This is a genomic window from Pseudarthrobacter sp. Pseusp20 (assembly GCF_059492155.1).
This window is the reverse complement of sequence record NZ_CP168521.1, coordinates 1-16,822: the sequence shown is the minus strand read 5'-3', so window position 1 is coordinate 16,822 and position 16,822 is coordinate 1. Positions and strand designations below refer to the sequence as shown.

Annotated in this window: 13 protein-coding genes and 3 rRNA genes; 12 read left to right on the top strand and 4 right to left on the bottom strand. The window is 62.3% G+C overall.

The window, feature by feature from the left end:
- Nucleotide 1 precedes the first annotated feature (1 nt).
- The 4 genes from ACEN9K_RS00080 (at nucleotide 2) to ACEN9K_RS00065 (ending at nucleotide 5,217) form a co-directional block, all read left to right on the top strand.
- Nucleotides 2-814, top strand: coding sequence for an ABC transporter ATP-binding protein (locus tag ACEN9K_RS00080; protein ID WP_268002176.1), 813 nt, complete (start codon nucleotides 2-4; stop codon nucleotides 812-814).
- 59 nt (nucleotides 815-873) lie between these two features.
- Nucleotides 874-1,896 (top strand): siderophore-interacting protein, encoded by a 1,023-nt coding sequence (locus ACEN9K_RS00075; RefSeq protein ID WP_495634997.1) that lies wholly within the window; start codon nucleotides 874-876, stop codon nucleotides 1,894-1,896.
- 180 nt (nucleotides 1,897-2,076) lie between these two features.
- Nucleotides 2,077-4,272: a CBM96 family carbohydrate-binding protein gene (locus tag ACEN9K_RS00070; RefSeq protein ID WP_495634996.1), complete on the top strand. Its 2,196-nt coding sequence runs from the start codon at nucleotides 2,077-2,079 to the stop codon at nucleotides 4,270-4,272.
- 99 nt (nucleotides 4,273-4,371) lie between these two features.
- Complete coding sequence (locus ACEN9K_RS00065) at nucleotides 4,372-5,217, top strand: SGNH/GDSL hydrolase family protein (RefSeq protein WP_026266174.1); 846 nt, start codon at nucleotides 4,372-4,374, stop codon at nucleotides 5,215-5,217.
- A gap of 14 nt (nucleotides 5,218-5,231) precedes the next feature.
- On the opposite strand, the gene ACEN9K_RS00060 is transcribed toward ACEN9K_RS00065, so the two are convergent.
- A complete protein-coding gene (locus ACEN9K_RS00060) occupies nucleotides 5,232-5,537 on the bottom strand; it encodes a YciI family protein (protein WP_018771909.1) in 306 nt (101 codons plus the stop codon).
- Nucleotides 5,538-5,597: 60 nt separating this feature from the next.
- Here ACEN9K_RS00060 and ACEN9K_RS00055 point away from each other — a divergent pair, with 60 nt between their 5' ends.
- Both ACEN9K_RS00055 and ACEN9K_RS00050 read left to right on the top strand, forming a co-directional pair.
- A complete protein-coding gene (locus ACEN9K_RS00055) occupies nucleotides 5,598-6,095 on the top strand; it encodes a MarR family winged helix-turn-helix transcriptional regulator (protein ID WP_026266173.1) in 498 nt (165 codons plus the stop codon).
- A 43-nt stretch (nucleotides 6,096-6,138) separates the two neighbouring features.
- The gene (locus tag ACEN9K_RS00050; RefSeq protein ID WP_018771907.1) at nucleotides 6,139-6,900 is read left to right on the top strand and encodes an SGNH/GDSL hydrolase family protein; all 762 of its coding nucleotides are present in this window, start codon (nucleotides 6,139-6,141) and stop codon (nucleotides 6,898-6,900) included.
- Nucleotides 6,901-6,930: 30 nt separating this feature from the next.
- On the opposite strand, the gene ACEN9K_RS00045 is transcribed toward ACEN9K_RS00050, so the two are convergent.
- Genes ACEN9K_RS00045 through ACEN9K_RS00035 form a run of 3 tightly spaced genes read right to left on the bottom strand, consistent with a single transcriptional unit; the run spans nucleotide 6,931 to nucleotide 9,654 of the window.
- Nucleotides 6,931-7,707: an FAD:protein FMN transferase gene (locus ACEN9K_RS00045; RefSeq protein WP_495635660.1), complete on the bottom strand. Its 777-nt coding sequence runs from the start codon at nucleotides 7,705-7,707 to the stop codon at nucleotides 6,931-6,933.
- A gap of 28 nt (nucleotides 7,708-7,735) precedes the next feature.
- Nucleotides 7,736-8,185, bottom strand: a complete 450-nt coding sequence (locus tag ACEN9K_RS00040) for an FMN-binding protein (RefSeq protein ID WP_018771905.1) — start codon at nucleotides 8,183-8,185, stop codon at nucleotides 7,736-7,738.
- Nucleotides 8,182-9,654 (bottom strand): ferredoxin reductase family protein, encoded by a 1,473-nt coding sequence (locus ACEN9K_RS00035; protein ID WP_495634995.1) that lies wholly within the window; start codon nucleotides 9,652-9,654, stop codon nucleotides 8,182-8,184. Before ACEN9K_RS00035 ends, ACEN9K_RS00040 begins: the two co-directional genes overlap by 4 nt.
- A gap of 318 nt (nucleotides 9,655-9,972) precedes the next feature.
- Between ACEN9K_RS00035 and rpmB the strand changes: the two genes are divergently transcribed.
- The 6 genes from rpmB to rrf all read left to right on the top strand — a co-directional run bounded on the left by rpmB (nucleotide 9,973) and on the right by rrf (nucleotide 16,784).
- Nucleotides 9,973-10,209, top strand: a complete 237-nt coding sequence (gene rpmB / locus ACEN9K_RS00030; protein WP_013602738.1) for a 50S ribosomal protein L28 — start codon at nucleotides 9,973-9,975, stop codon at nucleotides 10,207-10,209.
- Nucleotides 10,209-10,376 (top strand): 50S ribosomal protein L33, encoded by a 168-nt coding sequence (rpmG, locus tag ACEN9K_RS00025; RefSeq protein WP_013602737.1) that lies wholly within the window; start codon nucleotides 10,209-10,211, stop codon nucleotides 10,374-10,376. Before rpmB ends, rpmG begins: the two co-directional genes overlap by 1 nt.
- Before the next feature lie 2 nt (nucleotides 10,377-10,378).
- Nucleotides 10,379-10,684 (top strand): 30S ribosomal protein S14, encoded by a 306-nt coding sequence (rpsN, locus tag ACEN9K_RS00020; protein WP_009358853.1) that lies wholly within the window; start codon nucleotides 10,379-10,381, stop codon nucleotides 10,682-10,684.
- Nucleotides 10,685-11,325: 641 nt separating this feature from the next.
- Nucleotides 11,326-12,848, top strand: a 16S ribosomal RNA gene (locus tag ACEN9K_RS00015).
- A 516-nt stretch (nucleotides 12,849-13,364) separates the two neighbouring features.
- Nucleotides 13,365-16,494: ribosomal RNA gene (locus ACEN9K_RS00010) — 23S ribosomal RNA — on the top strand.
- Nucleotides 16,495-16,667: 173 nt separating this feature from the next.
- A 5S ribosomal RNA gene (gene rrf, locus ACEN9K_RS00005) occupies nucleotides 16,668-16,784 on the top strand.
- The 16S, 23S and 5S rRNA genes sit together here, the layout of an rRNA operon.
- Nucleotides 16,785-16,822 lie beyond the last annotated feature (38 nt).

Here is a 16,822-nt window from a genome sequence, read left to right as displayed (position 1 = left end):
CGTGGCAGTTCTCGAAGCACGCGACCTGACGCTCACGTACGGCCAGCGCTGTGTGGCGGACGGGCTCAACGTCCGGATTCCCGAGGGCAGGGTGACCATGATCGTGGGTGCCAACGCGTGCGGAAAGTCCACCCTGCTGCGCGGGCTGTCCCGGCTCCTGAAGCCCGCCGGCGGCACCGTGACCCTGGACGGCAGGGACATCCACACCCGTCCGGCCCGTGAACTGGCCCGGACCCTCGGCCTGCTTCCCCAGCACCCCACCGCCCCGGACGGCATCACCGTCCGAGACCTGGTGGGACGCGGGCGCTACCCGCACCAGGGTTTCTTCCGGAGCAGGAGTGACAAGGACGACGCCGCCGTGCAGCGCGCGCTGGAAGCCACCGGGACGCTGGACCTCGCCGGGCGCGACGTGGACGAACTGTCCGGCGGCCAGCGGCAGCGGGCCTGGATTGCCATGGCACTCGCCCAGGAAACCGACGTCCTGCTGCTGGACGAACCCACCACCTACCTGGACCTGGCCCACCAGGTGGAGGTCCTGGACCTGGTAACGGACCTCAACCGCAGACGGGGTATCACCGTGGCAATCGTCCTGCACGACCTCAATCTGGCGGCCCGCTACGCGGACCACGTCATCGCCATGAAGGACGGCACCGTGACAGCGGTGGGGTCCCCGCGCGAGGTGGTGACGGAAGGACTGGTCCGCCACGTCTTCGGCCTGGAGAGCCGGGTCATCCCGGACCCCGTTTCGGCCACCCCGCTGATCATCCCCATCGGCCGCCACCACACTGCCTACGAACTGGAGCCCGTCCCATGACGACCCGCGACACCGCCCGAACACAAACGGCAACTGCACAACCGGCAAGTGCCCAGCCGATGACCACCCAGCCGATGAGTCTCGCCTTTGAGGTCACCGTTTCCTCCGTCCAGCAGCTCAGCCCCACCTTCCGCAGGATCACGTTCGGTGGCTACGCGCTGCGTGACTTCGGCGTCCAAGGCCACGCCCTGGACCTCCGGATCAAGCTCCTGATTCCGTCCCTGGCCCCGGACGGCTCGCAGCTGCCGCTGCCGGCCGTCAACACCGGCCAGCCCGGCTGGTATCGGGATTGGCTGGCCATGGACCCGGAGGTGCGCGGCTCGATGCGGACCTACACCGTCCGTGAGGCGCGGCTGGACGCGGTCTATCCGGAGATCGACGTGGACTTTGCGATGCACAAGGACGGGCCGCACAACAGCGGGCCGGCCGCGGACTGGGCCCTGAAGGCCAAACCCGGTGACGCCCTCACCATCATCGGGCCCAACAACCGTGCCGCCCACTGCATCACCGCCGGGACATACTCCGGCATCGAATGGCGGCCCGGCCTGGCCCAGCGCATCCTCCTTGCCGGTGACGAAACCGCAGTCCCCGCCATCTCCGCCATCCTCGAAACCCTCCCGCCGTACATGAGCGGGCAAGCCCTCCTTGAGGTTCCCCAGGCCGGCGACTTCCTTGACCTGCAGTCCCCGGCGGACATCGAGATCACGTGGCTTGCCCGCGGCGCCGTCATCGGCCGCTCCCGGCCGCACGGCCAGCTGCTGCAGGAGGCCGTACGCACAGCAGTCCCCGTGCCGGGCTGGGTGGGCATCAAAGCGGACGGCGGCGGCGCCGGCCCGGAGCCCGAAGACGTCAACGTGGACACGGACATCCTCTGGGAAACCCCCGCACGCCTCGAAACGGGGGACATCGGCGCCGCCGGCAACCCCGGAATGCCCGCCGGCGCCATGCCCTTCTACGCCTGGATCGCCGGTGAAGCCGCCGTCATCAAGGACCTGCGGCGCTACCTGGTGCGCGACGTGGGGATGGACCGGAAACAGGTGGCCTTCATGGGTTACTGGCGGCAGGGCAAAGCCGAAGGCTAACCCCGGCCCGCTCGGCGCCTCCGCGCAGTAACACAAATTTTCAGCAATTGCCAATTAAGGAAATTGCTGTGTCACAGGGTGTGACACGCGTATGCTTCGGATATTTCAACTGGAACATTAAGGTCTCATTCCATGAAAACTATCCTGCGGCCAGCTGTTTCCGTCCTGACACTCTTAGTCATGCTCGCCTCACTTGCCGTAGTGGGCAGCGTGGCGAACGCGGTGGGAGCGCTGACATTCGCGCCGACCGGCGACAGTTATGTCCAGGCCGACCGGCCAACAGAGAACTTCGGGACCAGTGTGCGTTGGTCCACGGAGGGCCGGACAAGCATCTCGCGGAGCAGTCTCCTGCGGTTCAACGTCCAAGTCCCCGCCGGGGAACACGTCGTCTCGGCAAAGCTGCGGGCATATTCTGAGGCGGCGGCAACCTCGACCGAGTTTGTGGACGTTTACACCACCAGCGGCACATGGGCCGAAACGGGCGTCACCTGGAACAACGCACCGGCCCGCGGGAGTTGGCTGGCCAAGGCCGGCGGGTTCGCCACGGGGGCCTGGGTGGAATGGGACGTTACCAAGGGCGTCGGCGCCACCGGCGGCGAGCAGAACTTCCGGCTCGAATCCAGCGCGCAGAAATGGCTGGGCTTCAAATCGAACCAGGCCCTGGACGCGGCACTCCGCCCAAAGCTGGTTGTCACCACCGCCGCTGACGCCGTGGTGACAAGCCCCGCCCCGACGCCAACCCCCACCCCTACCTCCACCCCTGCGCCCGCGCCCGTTGATGCGGGCGGAGTCCAGGCTGCTGCCACGCAGAACTGGGGCGCACCTGTGGCCGGGGACGAGTTCAACTACACCGGAGCCCCGGACGCCACCAAATGGAGCGTGTACAACAGCGCAGGGCACGCCGGCCAAGGTATCCGCAGCCCGCAGCAGGTAACAGTGGACGGTTCCAAGATGGTCATGAGCGGGACCCCGGACGGGACCACTGCCGGCATGTCCGCGAAGTTCGCCAAACAAAAGTACGGGCGGTGGGAAGTCCGCGCCGCCGGGTCGGGCGACAATGAGTACCATATGGTTTCGATCCTGTGGCCGGACAGCGGAAACTGGCCTTGCGACGGCGAAGTGGATTACGCGGAAACAACGGGCGCCTGGAACGTGATCAACTTCTTCCAGCACTTCTCCTGCAGCAACTCCCAGACCAGGGCCAGCAAGACGCTGGACGTGACCCAGTTCCACAACTACGCAGTGGACTGGTCCCCCGCCGGGATGGTCGGATACGTGGATGGCGTGAAGTGGTTCGAGGACACCGACCCCACCCACCAGCCTCCGGGCAGTATGCACCAGACGCTGCAACTGGACTGGTTCCCTGATTCCACTGCTGACGGTGCTGCGGAAATGCGCGTGGACTGGATACGTGTCTACCCGGCCGCCGGCGGGACGAGCCCCACCCCGACTCCAACCCCCACCCCGACTCCAACCCCCGCGCCTACCACGCCGCCGGCGGGTGATTCCTTCGAGTTCGCCGCTGTTGGCGACATGAACCCGTCAGGAAATACGTCCACGAGTTCGGCGTCCGGCAAGAACGCTGCCAGCATCATCAGCGGCCTCAACGATGGTTCGTTGGATAATTTCCTTGCCATCGGCGACTTCCAGTACGACAAGGGGACCTGCTCGGCGCTTGGAGCGTGGAACACGCTGTGGGGCGGGTTGAAAGCCAAGACGTACTGGACCACGGGCCCCAACCACGATGTGGAGCCGGGTGTGAACGATGACGTGGACCGGTTCATGGACGGCCAGTGCGTCGACACCACCAAGTCCGCTACCAGCACCACTCTGGGCCGGTTCCAGGATGCGCTGGAGTGGTATTCGTTCGATAAGGGGAACTGGCATATCCTGGTGGCGCCCACGGCCACATGGCGCTACAACGTGGCCCGGGCGCAGGCGATGACCGCCGAAATGGACGCTGACCTGAAGGCGGCCAAGGCCACGGGGAAGCATCTGGCGGCCGTCTACCACGACCCGTATTTCACGTCCGACACATCCAGCCACACGCGCTTCACCCAGGCGAAGCCCTGGATCGACATGTTCTGGAACAACCGGGTGAAAGTCCTGCTGTCCGGGTCCCAGCACAACTATGAGCGGACCTGCCCGGTGAACAACGCCGACCAATGCGTCCCCGACGGCATGCAGCAGTTCCAGGTGTCCACCGGCGGTATCGGCCTCCGATCGTTCGCGAGCAACCCGGCCTACGTCCAGCGGAAGTTCAGTGATACCTGGGGCCACCTGAGGATGAGCCTGAAAGCGGACGGCTCCTACACCTGGGAGTTCCGTCCGGTTCACGGAGGAATGCAGACGGACAGCGGGTCCCGGACGCCATAAGCGCTCCACGGGATCCCGCAGCGGTTTCCCAAGCTCCCGCTCACTTACTGTTCATCCCGGCGTCGTCCTTGCTTTTCCCAGCGCCGCTACGTTGGGGCGGTGGTGACTGGATCCTTGCTTCCTGACTCCGGGCGGCGGGTGTTTGTGGCCCTTGGCGACTCCTTCACCGAAGGCGTGGGGGACCGGGATGAGCGGCTGCCCAACGGAGTGCGGGGGTGGGCCGACAGGGTTGCCGAGAAGCTCGCCAAGGCGCAGCCGGGGTGGAAGTACGCCAACCTGGCCATCAGGAGCAAGCGGCTGCGGCACATCATCGACGAGCAGCTGGAGCCGGCACTGCGGATGCGGCCAACACTGGTGACCCTGTACGCCGGCGGTAACGACATCCTGGACCTGAAGACCGATATGCCCGCGCTCATGGCGGACTATGAACAGCTTGTTGCCCAGCTCGCCGGCACGGGGGCCACAGTGGTCCTCTTCACGGGGTTCGACGTCAAGGTTTCCGCGCTCCTGGAGCCGTTGAAGAAACGCAACGCCTACTACAACCAGCGGGTGCGGGACATCGCGGAAAAGTACGGGGCCGTGCTGGTGGACTACTGGTGCCTGGATGCCTTCCACGACGCCAGGATGTGGGACTCTGACCGGCTCCACATGTCCAAGGCCGGGCACAAATACCTGGCCGGGCAGGTGCTGGACCAGCTGGGCGTGCCGCACAAGATCAAACCCCGGGACTGGGAGCCACCACCAAGGTTGGGCCTGCGCGAATGGGAACGGCGCCAGCGGCGCTGGGTCCATGACTGGGTCCTGCCGCTCTTTGGCCGCAAGCTCCGCGGGGTGACGCTGGGGGACAGGCTCAGCCCGCGCTGGCCCAAGCCTGTGAAGGTGCCGCGGAAAGGTGGCCTGAAGAAGCTCGCCGCAGAAGGGTACGACGGCGGCAGCCCACCCTAGCGGCCTGCGTCACCTTAGGTGGTTTGCGCGGGCGGGGTGTCCAACAGGTTTTCGAACCCCGGGGCCACCCGGCCGGCGTGGAACTCCAGCACCTCGAAGTCGGCCACGCCGTTGATGTAGAACGGGTCCTGCGCAAGGCTCGCGTCAAGGGTTTCCCGTTCCGCCTGCGAGAGCAGCAGCCCTCCAGTGCGGGGAATCTTGCGGCCGGCGGCAATGAAGACACCGTCGTCGAACGCCTTTTGCAGCCAGGCGATGTGGGCGTCGTTGTGGAAGTCGACGATCTCCTGCGGCACGCGGTAGGTGAGGGAGACAACATACATGGGGCAAGCCTACCGGTGCCGCTTCCAGCTACTTGAAAGATCAATCGTAGAATGGGGGCCATGACCGAACCCCGCTGGCTCAACGCTGACGAACGCCGCGCCTGGCTGGCGCTGGTGAGCATCAATACGCTGCTGCCGGCGGCCCTCGACACCAGGCTGCATGCGGCCGGGAAGCTGTCGCTCTTCGACTACACGGTCCTTGCCATGCTGTCCGAGGCAGACGACCGGTTCCTGCCCATGAGTGAGCTCGCCGCCCGCAGCAGCGCTTCACTGTCCCGGCTTTCGCATGTGGTGACCAAGCTGCAGAAGCGCGGCTGGGTGGAGCGGCGTCCCCACCCCCATGACGCAAGGGTGACCACCGCGCACCTCACGGAGGAAGGCATGGCCACCATCGTTGGGCTGGCCCCGGGCCATGTTGAGGACGTCCGCGACCTGTTCCTCGATGCCCTGACCGGGCAGGATGTGCTGGACCTGGCGCGGATCGGCGAGAAAGTGGTGGGACGCCTGGACAAGGACCACTGGATCCTGCGCGAAACCCAGCCTGACCAAGCGACATAACCGGCGATTGGTTGCTTCCGGCAACGGATGGCAAACTAACCGCATGGATTTCACTTCCCGGTTCGTGGCCCTTGGCGACTCGTTTACCGAAGGCGTCGGTGACGACGACCCCACCCGCCCCAACGGGGTCCGCGGCTGGGCGGACCGGGTGGCGGAGCAGCTCTGCGCCGCTGATCCGGATTTCGGCTACGCCAACCTGGCCATCCGCGGCAGGAAGCTTCGGCAGATCGTGGCCGAGCAGGTGGACGCCGCCGTCGAACTCAAACCCACGCTGGTGAGCATCTACGCCGGGGCCAATGACATCCTCCGCCCGCGCGTGGACATCGATGACCTCCTGGTGGAGTACAACGACGCCGTCGGGAAGCTGGCGGCCACCGGCGCCACTGTGGTGATGTTCACGGGTTTCGATGCCCGGGGTTCAAAGGTGTTCGGCACCATGCGCGGCCGCACCGCCATCTACAACGAACTGGTCCGCGGAATCGCAGGGGACCACGGCGCCCTGCTGGTGGATTACTGGCGCTTCAGCGAGTACTACGACTGGGGCATGTGGGCCCACGACCGGATGCACATGTCCGCCGCCGGCCACGCCAACATGGCCAAGCGCGTCCTCGAGGTCCTCAAGTACGACCATTCCATCGACGTCCCGCCGATGACCCCTGTTCCGGAGTTGAGCGGCGCCGACGCCCTCCGCGCCAACGCCCGGTGGTTCCGCGAGTACGCCGCGCCGTGGGTGGTCCGGCGCGTCACCGGCAAGTCGTCCGGCGACAACCTGCAGCCCAAGTACGCCCAGCTCACCCGGCTGTAGCGGTTGTAGCGGCGGTGGGGCGCGGGCGGTTCAGGCGGGATGGAAGGCCGGAGTCGCCAGCGTGGAGCCGTCAGCGCGGATCGCCAGCACGGCAACATCCCAGGTGTCCGTGGCGCGGTTCAGCATCTGTGTTCCGCCGGCGACGATCGCCGTGGCCAGCACGTCGGCGGTGACAATGTCCGCGGCGGCCACGGTGACCTGGACAAACCCGGCGCCGCGTCCCACCCGCCAAATGTGCTCACCGCGTTCAGCGGAGCCGGAGGTGGCGATCGCACTGTGCCGGCTGCCCGCGCCCAGTGCGTAGCCGGTAATCAGGGTTTGGCGGTCCGCCGGATCCACGATGCCGGCTTTCCAGGGCTCGGCGCTGCCGGGGCGTGGTGAGCCGCTGACCAACACGTCGCCCCCGGCATTCAGGCACCAATCGTGCCGGCCCAGGGCCTTGAGCGACGTGCCCACCTCGCGGATGGCATGACCCTTGATGATCCCGGACAGGTCCAGGACGCCGTCAGGCCGTTCCGGGGTGAAGGCGCCCTCCGTGCGCAGCCGCCATTCGTGCGCCTCGGCGTACCGCTCTCGCATCTGGGCTGAGGCGCCCCGGAGCATCAGCTCGCCGCGGGCCAGCCTGGCCGCTTCCGAATCCGGGCGGTAGAGGCTGAATTGTTCGTCCAGGTCGCGGAAAAGGCGTTCGACGACGGCGGTGGCGGCAGCCAGCTCATCGAGCCCAGGCTGCCCTTCCGCAGGGGAGCTGACGGGCAGCGTCAGCCCGATGACCGTGCCCATGCATTCAAAGGTGCGGGCCTTCAGCATGGCGGCGGGGGTTGCGGCGTCCAGGGGGCTAGAGGTGGGCTGCATCGATGGCCGCCTGGACTGAGGTCAGGTACGCGTCGCTGGTAATGGTGGCGCCGCTGACGGTCTGGACATCCGCCGACTGCGCCGCGAGGACCTTGCTCCGGAGCAGGGGTGCCGCGCGGTTGCTGATCTGGATGGATTTGCCATCGGTGTTGGTGAGCTGGAGGGCGGTGATATCCGTGATCTTCCCGTTGGCCACCGTAATCTGGACCTGCACGGGACCGAACCGGGTCTGCACGGCGGTTCCCTTATAGGTGCCGGAAGCCGAGGTGCCCGAAGAGCCGGACGTACCCGTACCCGTCGAGCCCGTGGTGCCTGTCGCCGTCGTGCTTGATGCGACGGTGCTGATGCCGCCTGCCTGGGTGCCTGTTTGCCATCCCGCCAGGAGGATCCCGGCGGAGGCCAGGGCCGCTGCAACTGTTCCGCGTATTTTCACCAGTCAAACCTTTCGTGATGGATCTGTTCCCCGGAGACGCCGGCTTTCCCGGCATCCGCCATGACGTTGGCCGCCCACGCCGCCGGGCCGCAGACGTAGACGTCCGCATCCGCGATGTCAGGCACGTAGGAGGTGAGGCTGTAGCCGTTCCGCACGGCGTCCCCGGGAAGCCAGGTGGAGTGGCCGTGGGCCCTCGGCCCGGTGAGGTGGAAGAGCCGGACCCCCCTGGCCTGGCAGAGGTCGAGGATTTCGCTGCCCAGGTACAGCTCCTGGTCGGTGTGGCCGCGGAGCAGGACTGTCGCCTCGCCGGGAGCAAACGGCGTGGTTTCCAGCAGTGCGCGCAGGGGTGTGATGCCGATGCCGGCCCCGATCATCACCACCTTGTTCCTGGTCCTGGCAGCCGTGCTGAGCAGTCCGTAGGGACCCTCCAGCGCCACCTTGGTCCCCTTCCGCAGCCGCAGGAGCTGGGCGGAGCCGCTGCCAAGGTTCCGTACGGTGACCCGCAGCGTCCCCTGGCCGTCCGGGCCCTGGAAGACGGGTTCGGCGGACAGGCTGAACGGGTGGGGATGCCACCACAGTCCCGGAGCCAGGAAGCGCCAGATGAAGAACCGTCCGCCCGTGCCCGCCAGCTGGTCCAGTTTCCGGCCATTCATGACGATGTTCACCACGCCCGGCGCCACGGCCTCCACGCGGGCCACCGACAGTTGGTGCCGCGCCGTGGCCAGTACCGGTTCCAGTACCCGGAAATACACCAGGGCAGCGCCGGTGTAGATGCAAATGGCCAGCCAGTACCAGCGCTGCCATGTGCCTGCCGCAAAGAGGCCTCCCACGCTGAACTGGTGGGGCAGCGACGTTGCCACCGCGGCGTAGGTCAGGAGGTGCACCACATACCAGAACTCGTACGGGAAACGACGCCGCACAGCCACCAGGGACGTGACGACGACCGCGATGAACAGCGCCATGGAGACAAACGCCAGCCACATGTCCGGCACCTGCACCCAAAGGTTGACGGACTCGGTGAACGGATCCAGTCCTTCGGCCATGCCGTACCCAGCCGCGACCAGGAGGCCGTGTGCCAGAAGCAGGTACAGCGAAGGCTTTCCCAGCTTCCCGTGGAACTCCAGCGCGCGGTCGTGGCCGATGGTGCGGTCAATGAAGGGAATCCTCCCGGCCAGCAGCAGCATGAGCAGGACCAGGTCCATGCCCGCCAGCCCGGCCACGATGCCCGCCGCCGTGAACAGGGACGCCGGCGACGTGATCGCGGTGGCCCCGCCGTCGGCAAGCCAGAGGGCAATTGCGGCGGCAACGGAGGCCCAGGCAATGACCGTCAGGAGGTCCGTCCGCAGCATGCGCTGCCGGTACTGTCGGGCAAACCAGCCACGGGCGGGCCTCTTCGCTGAAGGTGATGAAGGCTCCGGGCGGCCGGAGCTGCTTGCGGCCGGAGATGCCGGCAGGAGCTGCGTGTTCATGTATCCAAGGTGCTTGGCGAAGCTATGTGCCTGCTGTGAAAAGGACCAACCTGTGGCTGTGACCTTCCGGCGGCCCTTATACACCCGATGACCCCCGATTGGTCTTTAATTGCGCCAACTCGTAGACTTGGTAGGCGCTAAGTGCGCGGAGCGTGCGCAATTGCTCCGGTTGCCCGGTAATTTTCTCCAGGGTGGCCGGTAGTTAGGGGCTCAAGTTGCGTGACTAACCGTTGCCCTTCTGCATTTTTGGGTCGCCCTTAGCAGCATGGTCCAGCAGCAGATATGCGGATCATTACTTTCAATTCTTGAGGAGAAGTCATGGCAGCACACTGCCAAGTGACCGGGGCCGAGCCGGGCTTTGGGCACAGCATTTCGCACTCGCACCGCCGCAACAAGCGTCGGTTCGATCCGAACATCCAGAAGAAGCGCTACTGGGTTCCGTCCCTGCGCCGTAACGTCACGCTGCAGGTCTCTGCACGTGGCATCAAGACCATCGACGTACGCGGCATCGACGTAGTCGTCGCCCAGATCCTGGCTCGTGGGGTGAAGCTCTAGTGGCTAAGGACAAGGACGTACGTCCGATCATCAAGCTCAAGTCGACCGCGGGTACGGGTTACACCTACGTAACCCGCAAGAACCGTCGTAACGATCCGGACCGCATGGTCCTGAAGAAGTACGACCCCAAGATCCGCCAGCACGTCGAATTCCGAGAGGAGCGCTAAACATGGCTAAGAAGTCCAAGATTGCTCGCAACGAGCAGCGCAAGGTCATCGTTGAGCGTTACGCTGCAAAGCGCCTCGAGCTGAAGAAGACCCTGGTTGACGAGAACGCAACCGACGAAGCACGCGAAGCAGCCCGCCTGGGCCTGCAGAAGCTGCCCCGCAACGCGTCCCCGATCCGTCTGCGTAACCGCGACATCATCGACGGCCGCCCCCGCGGTACCTTCCAGAAGTTCGGCATCTCCCGTGTCCGCTTCCGCGACATGGCCCACAAGGGCGAACTCCCGGGCATCACCAAGTCTTCCTGGTAATCCAGCACCGCTGAATCCAGCTGCTTGAGAAGGGTCGGCAACCTTAGGGTTGCCGGCCCTTTTGCTGTCTGCCGTGATGGCTGCCGGATGTGCGGCAGCGCACACAGCGGAATTACGACGGCGGGAGGCCGGCGGGTGCCCCGCATGGCCGTTCCTGCCCGGAATCCCGGGGAATTGCAGCCATTGGATGAGCGGTTTGCGGTGGGCTACGAGTGCGTGTATTGTTTTCTAAGTCGCCGCGGGGGAGACAGCCAAGAGCTGGTAACCGCGGGTGGCCAAACCCCCAAATTCAAGACCAAATTCTGGTCGCTCCTTAGGGCGCCGGAAATTGGTGGGGGACCGTCTTCTGGTCTGATGGGAATCCTGAGAAATGGATTTGCGTCGGGGTGGTTGATCGGGTAAGTTTGGAAAGTTGCTCCGGAGCGAGCCTGGACGTTGGTTTGGGTGGTGCCGGGTGTGTCTGTTGTTTGAGAACTCAATAGTGTGCCAAGTTTGTTGATACCGATTATGTATGTAATTGGTTGATTGTGCTGTGCCGCCACCCCGTGGTGTGCATGGTGTTTTTAGCTGGTTTCAAATTTTGTGCAGCTGTTTCTGCCGTTATTTCCGGTGGTTGTGGTTGTGTCTGTTTTTGTTTTACTTCAACGGAGAGTTTGATCCTGGCTCAGGATGAACGCTGGCGGCGTGCTTAACACATGCAAGTCGAACGATGATGCCAGCTTGCTGGTGGATTAGTGGCGAACGGGTGAGTAACACGTGAGTAACCTGCCCTTGACTCTGGGATAAGCCTGGGAAACTGGGTCTAATACCGGATATGACCTTCCATCGCATGGTGGTTGGTGGAAAGCTTTTGTGGTTTTGGATGGACTCGCGGCCTATCAGCTTGTTGGTGGGGTAATGGCCTACCAAGGCGACGACGGGTAGCCGGCCTGAGAGGGTGACCGGCCACACTGGGACTGAGACACGGCCCAGACTCCTACGGGAGGCAGCAGTGGGGAATATTGCACAATGGGCGAAAGCCTGATGCAGCGACGCCGCGTGAGGGATGACGGCCTTCGGGTTGTAAACCTCTTTCAGTAGGGAAGAAGCGTAAGTGACGGTACCTGCAGAAGAAGCGCCGGCTAACTACGTGCCAGCAGCCGCGGTAATACGTAGGGCGCAAGCGTTATCCGGAATTATTGGGCGTAAAGAGCTCGTAGGCGGTTTGTCGCGTCTGCCGTGAAAGTCCGGGGCTCAACTCCGGATCTGCGGTGGGTACGGGCAGACTAGAGTGATGTAGGGGAGACTGGAATTCCTGGTGTAGCGGTGAAATGCGCAGATATCAGGAGGAACACCGATGGCGAAGGCAGGTCTCTGGGCATTAACTGACGCTGAGGAGCGAAAGCATGGGGAGCGAACAGGATTAGATACCCTGGTAGTCCATGCCGTAAACGTTGGGCACTAGGTGTGGGGGACATTCCACGTTTTCCGCGCCGTAGCTAACGCATTAAGTGCCCCGCCTGGGGAGTACGGCCGCAAGGCTAAAACTCAAAGGAATTGACGGGGGCCCGCACAAGCGGCGGAGCATGCGGATTAATTCGATGCAACGCGAAGAACCTTACCAAGGCTTGACATGAACCGGACCGCTGCAGAAATGTGGTTTCCCCTTTGGGGCTGGTTTACAGGTGGTGCATGGTTGTCGTCAGCTCGTGTCGTGAGATGTTGGGTTAAGTCCCGCAACGAGCGCAACCCTCGTTCTATGTTGCCAGCACGTGATGGTGGGGACTCATAGGAGACTGCCGGGGTCAACTCGGAGGAAGGTGGGGACGACGTCAAATCATCATGCCCCTTATGTCTTGGGCTTCACGCATGCTACAATGGCCGGTACAAAGGGTTGCGATACTGTGAGGTGGAGCTAATCCCAAAAAGCCGGTCTCAGTTCGGATTGGGGTCTGCAACTCGACCCCATGAAGTCGGAGTCGCTAGTAATCGCAGATCAGCAACGCTGCGGTGAATACGTTCCCGGGCCTTGTACACACCGCCCGTCAAGTCACGAAAGTTGGTAACACCCGAAGCCGGTGGCCTAACCCCTTGTGGGAGGGAGCTGTCGAAGGTGGGACTGGCGATTGGGACTAAGTCGTAACAAGGTAGCCGTACCGGAAGGTGCGGCTGGATCACCTCCTTTCTAAGGAGCACCTCCAACTCTTCTGTGCTGGTGAATGCCGGTGTGGGGGGTTGTCAGGAAGCAAGCCCGCAGCATGGACGATTGTTCCGTGGCGGGTGCTCATGGGTGGAATATCAGCAAATAGCGGCTGCGTGTTTTTTTGTCTTGTCTAGTACGAGCCAGTGATGGTTCTGGAACGGTGGGGCGGGGGGATGCGTGGTTTAGTGTTTGGCACACTGTTGGGTCCTGAGGCAACAGGGCCGGGGAGGGGTTGTTGCGGCTTTGGTCGTGGTGGTTCCTTGTCGGGTTTGTTTGTTTCTGGTTTCCCTGCCGTGACGTTCCGTGCGCCTGTTTGGGTGTGTGGGGTGTGTGGTGTGGGGTTGTTGTTTGAGAACTACATAGTGGACGCGAGCATCTTGTATAAGAAGCAATTTCCAAGATTAATGAACCTGGATCTGGCTGCGCTGTTGATGCCCTTTGGGTGTTGGGGTGTGGTTGGTTTCTGTGGTTCTCTCGAGAAATGTTTTTGATCTTTGTGGTCAAGTTTTTAAGAGCACACGGTGGATGCCTTGGCATTAGGAGCCGAAGAAGGACGTAGGAATCTGCGATAAGCCTGGGGGAGTCGATAACCGGACTGTGATCCCAGGGTGTCCGAATGGGGAAACCCCGCCGAGCGCGCGAGTGACTCGGTGACCCGTACCTGAACACATAGGGTGCGTGGGGGGAACGCGGGGAAGTGAAACATCTCAGTACCCGCAGGAAGAGAAAACAATAGTGATTCCGTTAGTAGTGGCGAGCGAACGCGGATCAGGCTAAACCGTTCCATGTGTGATAGCCGGCGGGCGTTGCATGGTCGGGGTTGTGGGACTTTCCATACCAGTTCTGCCGGGCTGGTGGGGTGTGATGTGCGCGCATAGGTGAACGGTTTTGAAAGGCCGGCCAGAGAGGGTGTTAGTCCCGTAACCGTAATGTGTTTGTACCGCCTGTGAGAGTATCCCAAGTAGTACGGGGCCCGAGAAATCCCGTGCGAATCTGTCAGGACCACCTGATAAGCCTAAATACTCCCTAATGACCGATAGCGGACCAGTACCGTGAGGGAAAGGTGAAAAGTACCCCGGGAGGGGAGTGAAACAGTACCTGAAACCGTGTGCTTACAATCCGTCGGAGCCAGTCTGATTCTGGTGACGGCGTGCCTTTTGAAGAATGAGCCTGCGAGTTAGTGTTACGTCGCGAGGTTAACCCGTGTGGGGCAGCCGTAGCGAAAGCGAGTCTGAATAGGGCGTGTGAGTGGCGTGATCTAGACCCGAAGCGAAGTGATCTACCCATGGCCAGGTTGAAGCGACGGTAAGACGTCGTGGAGGACCGAACCCACTTCAGTTGAAAATGGAGGGGATGAGCTGTGGGTAGGGGTGAAAGGCCAATCAAACTTCGTGATAGCTGGTTCTCCCCGAAATGCATTTAGGTGCAGCGTTGCGTGTTTCTTGCTGGAGGTAGAGCTACTGGATGGCTAATGGGCCCTACAAGGTTACTGACGTCAGCCAAACTCCGAATGCCGGTAAGTGAGAGCGCAGCAGTGAGACTGTGGGGGATAAGCTTCATAGTCGAGAGGGAAACAGCCCAGACCACCAACTAAGGCCCCTAAGCGTGTGCTAAGTGGGAAAGGATGTGGAGTTGCCCAGACAACCAGGAGGTTGGCTTAGAAGCAGCCACCCTTAAAAGAGTGCGTAATAGCTCACTGGTCAAGTGATTCCGCGCCGACAATGTAGCGGGGCTCAAGTACACCGCCGAAGTTGTGGCATTCACATTTTAGCTAAGCCCTTGTGGTTCAGGCGTGTGGATGGGTAGGGGAGCGTCGTGTGGGCGGTGAAGTCGCGGTGTAAACCAGCGGTGGAGCCTACACGAGTGAGAATGCAGGCATGAGTAGCGAAAGACGGGTGAGAAACCCGTCCGCCGAATGATCAAGGGTTCCAGGGTCAAGCTAATCTGCCCTGGGTAAGTCGGGACCTAAGGCGAGGCCGACAGGCGTAGTCGATGGACAACGGGTTGATATTCCCGTACCGGCGAAAAACCGCCCATGCTGAGCGGGGGATACTAACTGCCCGAAGCCTGCCCGAGCGCCCTTGTGGTGTGAGGGTTTTGGTGGAGCGCAGGACCTGATCCCGGGAGGCAAGCGTATTAACAGGTGTGACGCAGGAAGGTAGCCGAGCCGGGCGATGGTTGTCCCGGTCTAAGGATGTAGGGCGAGTGGTAGGCAAATCCGCCACTCATGGTGCCTGAGATCTGATGGGACCCCCGTTTGGGGGGATTTGGTGATCCTATGCTGCCGAGAAAAGCATCGACGCGAGGTTTTAGCCGCCCGTACCCCAAACCGACACAGGTGATCAGGTAGAGAATACCAAGGCGATCGAGAGAATTATGGTTAAGGAACTCGGCAAAATGCCCCCGTAACTTCGGGAGAAGGGGGGCCCCAACCTTGATACACCCTTTGCGGTGTGGAGGGGATCGGGGCCGCAGAGACCAGGGGGAAGCGACTGTTTACTAAAAACACAGGTCCGTGCGAAGTCGCAAGACGATGTATACGGACTGACTCCTGCCCGGTGCTGGAAGGTTAAGAGGACCGGTTAGCCGCAAGGCGAAGCTGAGAATTTAAGCCCCAGTAAACGGCGGTGGTAACTATAACCATCCTAAGGTAGCGAAATTCCTTGTCGGGTAAGTTCCGACCTGCACGAATGGAGTAACGACTTCCCCGCTGTCTCAACCATAAACTCGGCGAAATTGCAGTACGAGTAAAGATGCTCGTTACGCGCAGCAGGACGGAAAGACCCCGAGACCTTTACTATAGTTTGGTATTGGTGTTCGGAGTGGCTTGTGTAGGATAGGTGGGAGACGTTGAAGCCCGGACGCCAGTTCGGGTGGAGTCATCGTTGAAATACCACTCTGGTCACTTTGGACATCTAACTTCGGCCCGTAATCCGGGTCAGGGACAGTGCCTGATGGGTAGTTTAACTGGGGCGGTTGCCTCCTAAAAAGTAACGGAGGCGCCCAAAGGTTCCCTCAGCCTGGTTGGCAATCAGGTGTCGAGTGTAAGTGCACAAGGGAGCTTGACTGTGAGAGAGACATCTCGAGCAGGGACGAAAGTCGGGACTAGTGATCCGGCGGTACATTGTGGAATGGCCGTCGCTCAACGGATAAAAGGTACCTCGGGGATAACAGGCTGATCTTGCCCAAGAGTCCATATCGACGGCATGGTTTGGCACCTCGATGTCGGCTCGTCGCATCCTGGGGCTGGAGTAGGTCCCAAGGGTTGGGCTGTTCGCCCATTAAAGCGGTACGCGAGCTGGGTTTAGAACGTCGTGAGACAGTTCGGTCCCTATCCGCTGCGCGCGCAGGAAATTTGAGAAGGGCTGTCCTTAGTACGAGAGGACCGGGACGGACGAACCTCTGGTGTGTCAGTTGTACTGCCAAGTGCACCGCTGATTAGCTACGTTCGGATGGGATAACCGCTGAAAGCATCTAAGCGGGAAGCTCGCTTCGAGATGAGATTTCCATACACCCTCGGGTGTGAGAGGCCCCCAGCCAGACCACTGGGTTGATAGGCCGGATGTGGAAGCGAGGACTAACGACTCGTGAAGCTGACCGGTACTAATAGGCCAACAACTTACACCACACAGATACATACAAAACTCTGCTTGCGTCCACTATGTGGTTCCCAACCAACAACCCCCCAACACGCGGGGTTGTCACGGCACGGAACCACCACAACTGAAGAACAACACCACAATGTTGTAACCACGAGTCTTCCCACCCCCGAAAAAACACCGGGCGGGCGGGTACAAGGGTTACGGCGGTCATAGCGTGGGGGAAACGCCCGGTCCCATTCCGAACCCGGAAGCTAAGACCCACAGCGCCGATGGTACTGCACCCGGGAGGGTGTGGGAGAGTAGGTCACCGCCGGACACACATTGGTCGAGGCCCCAACCACCAGGTTGGGGCCT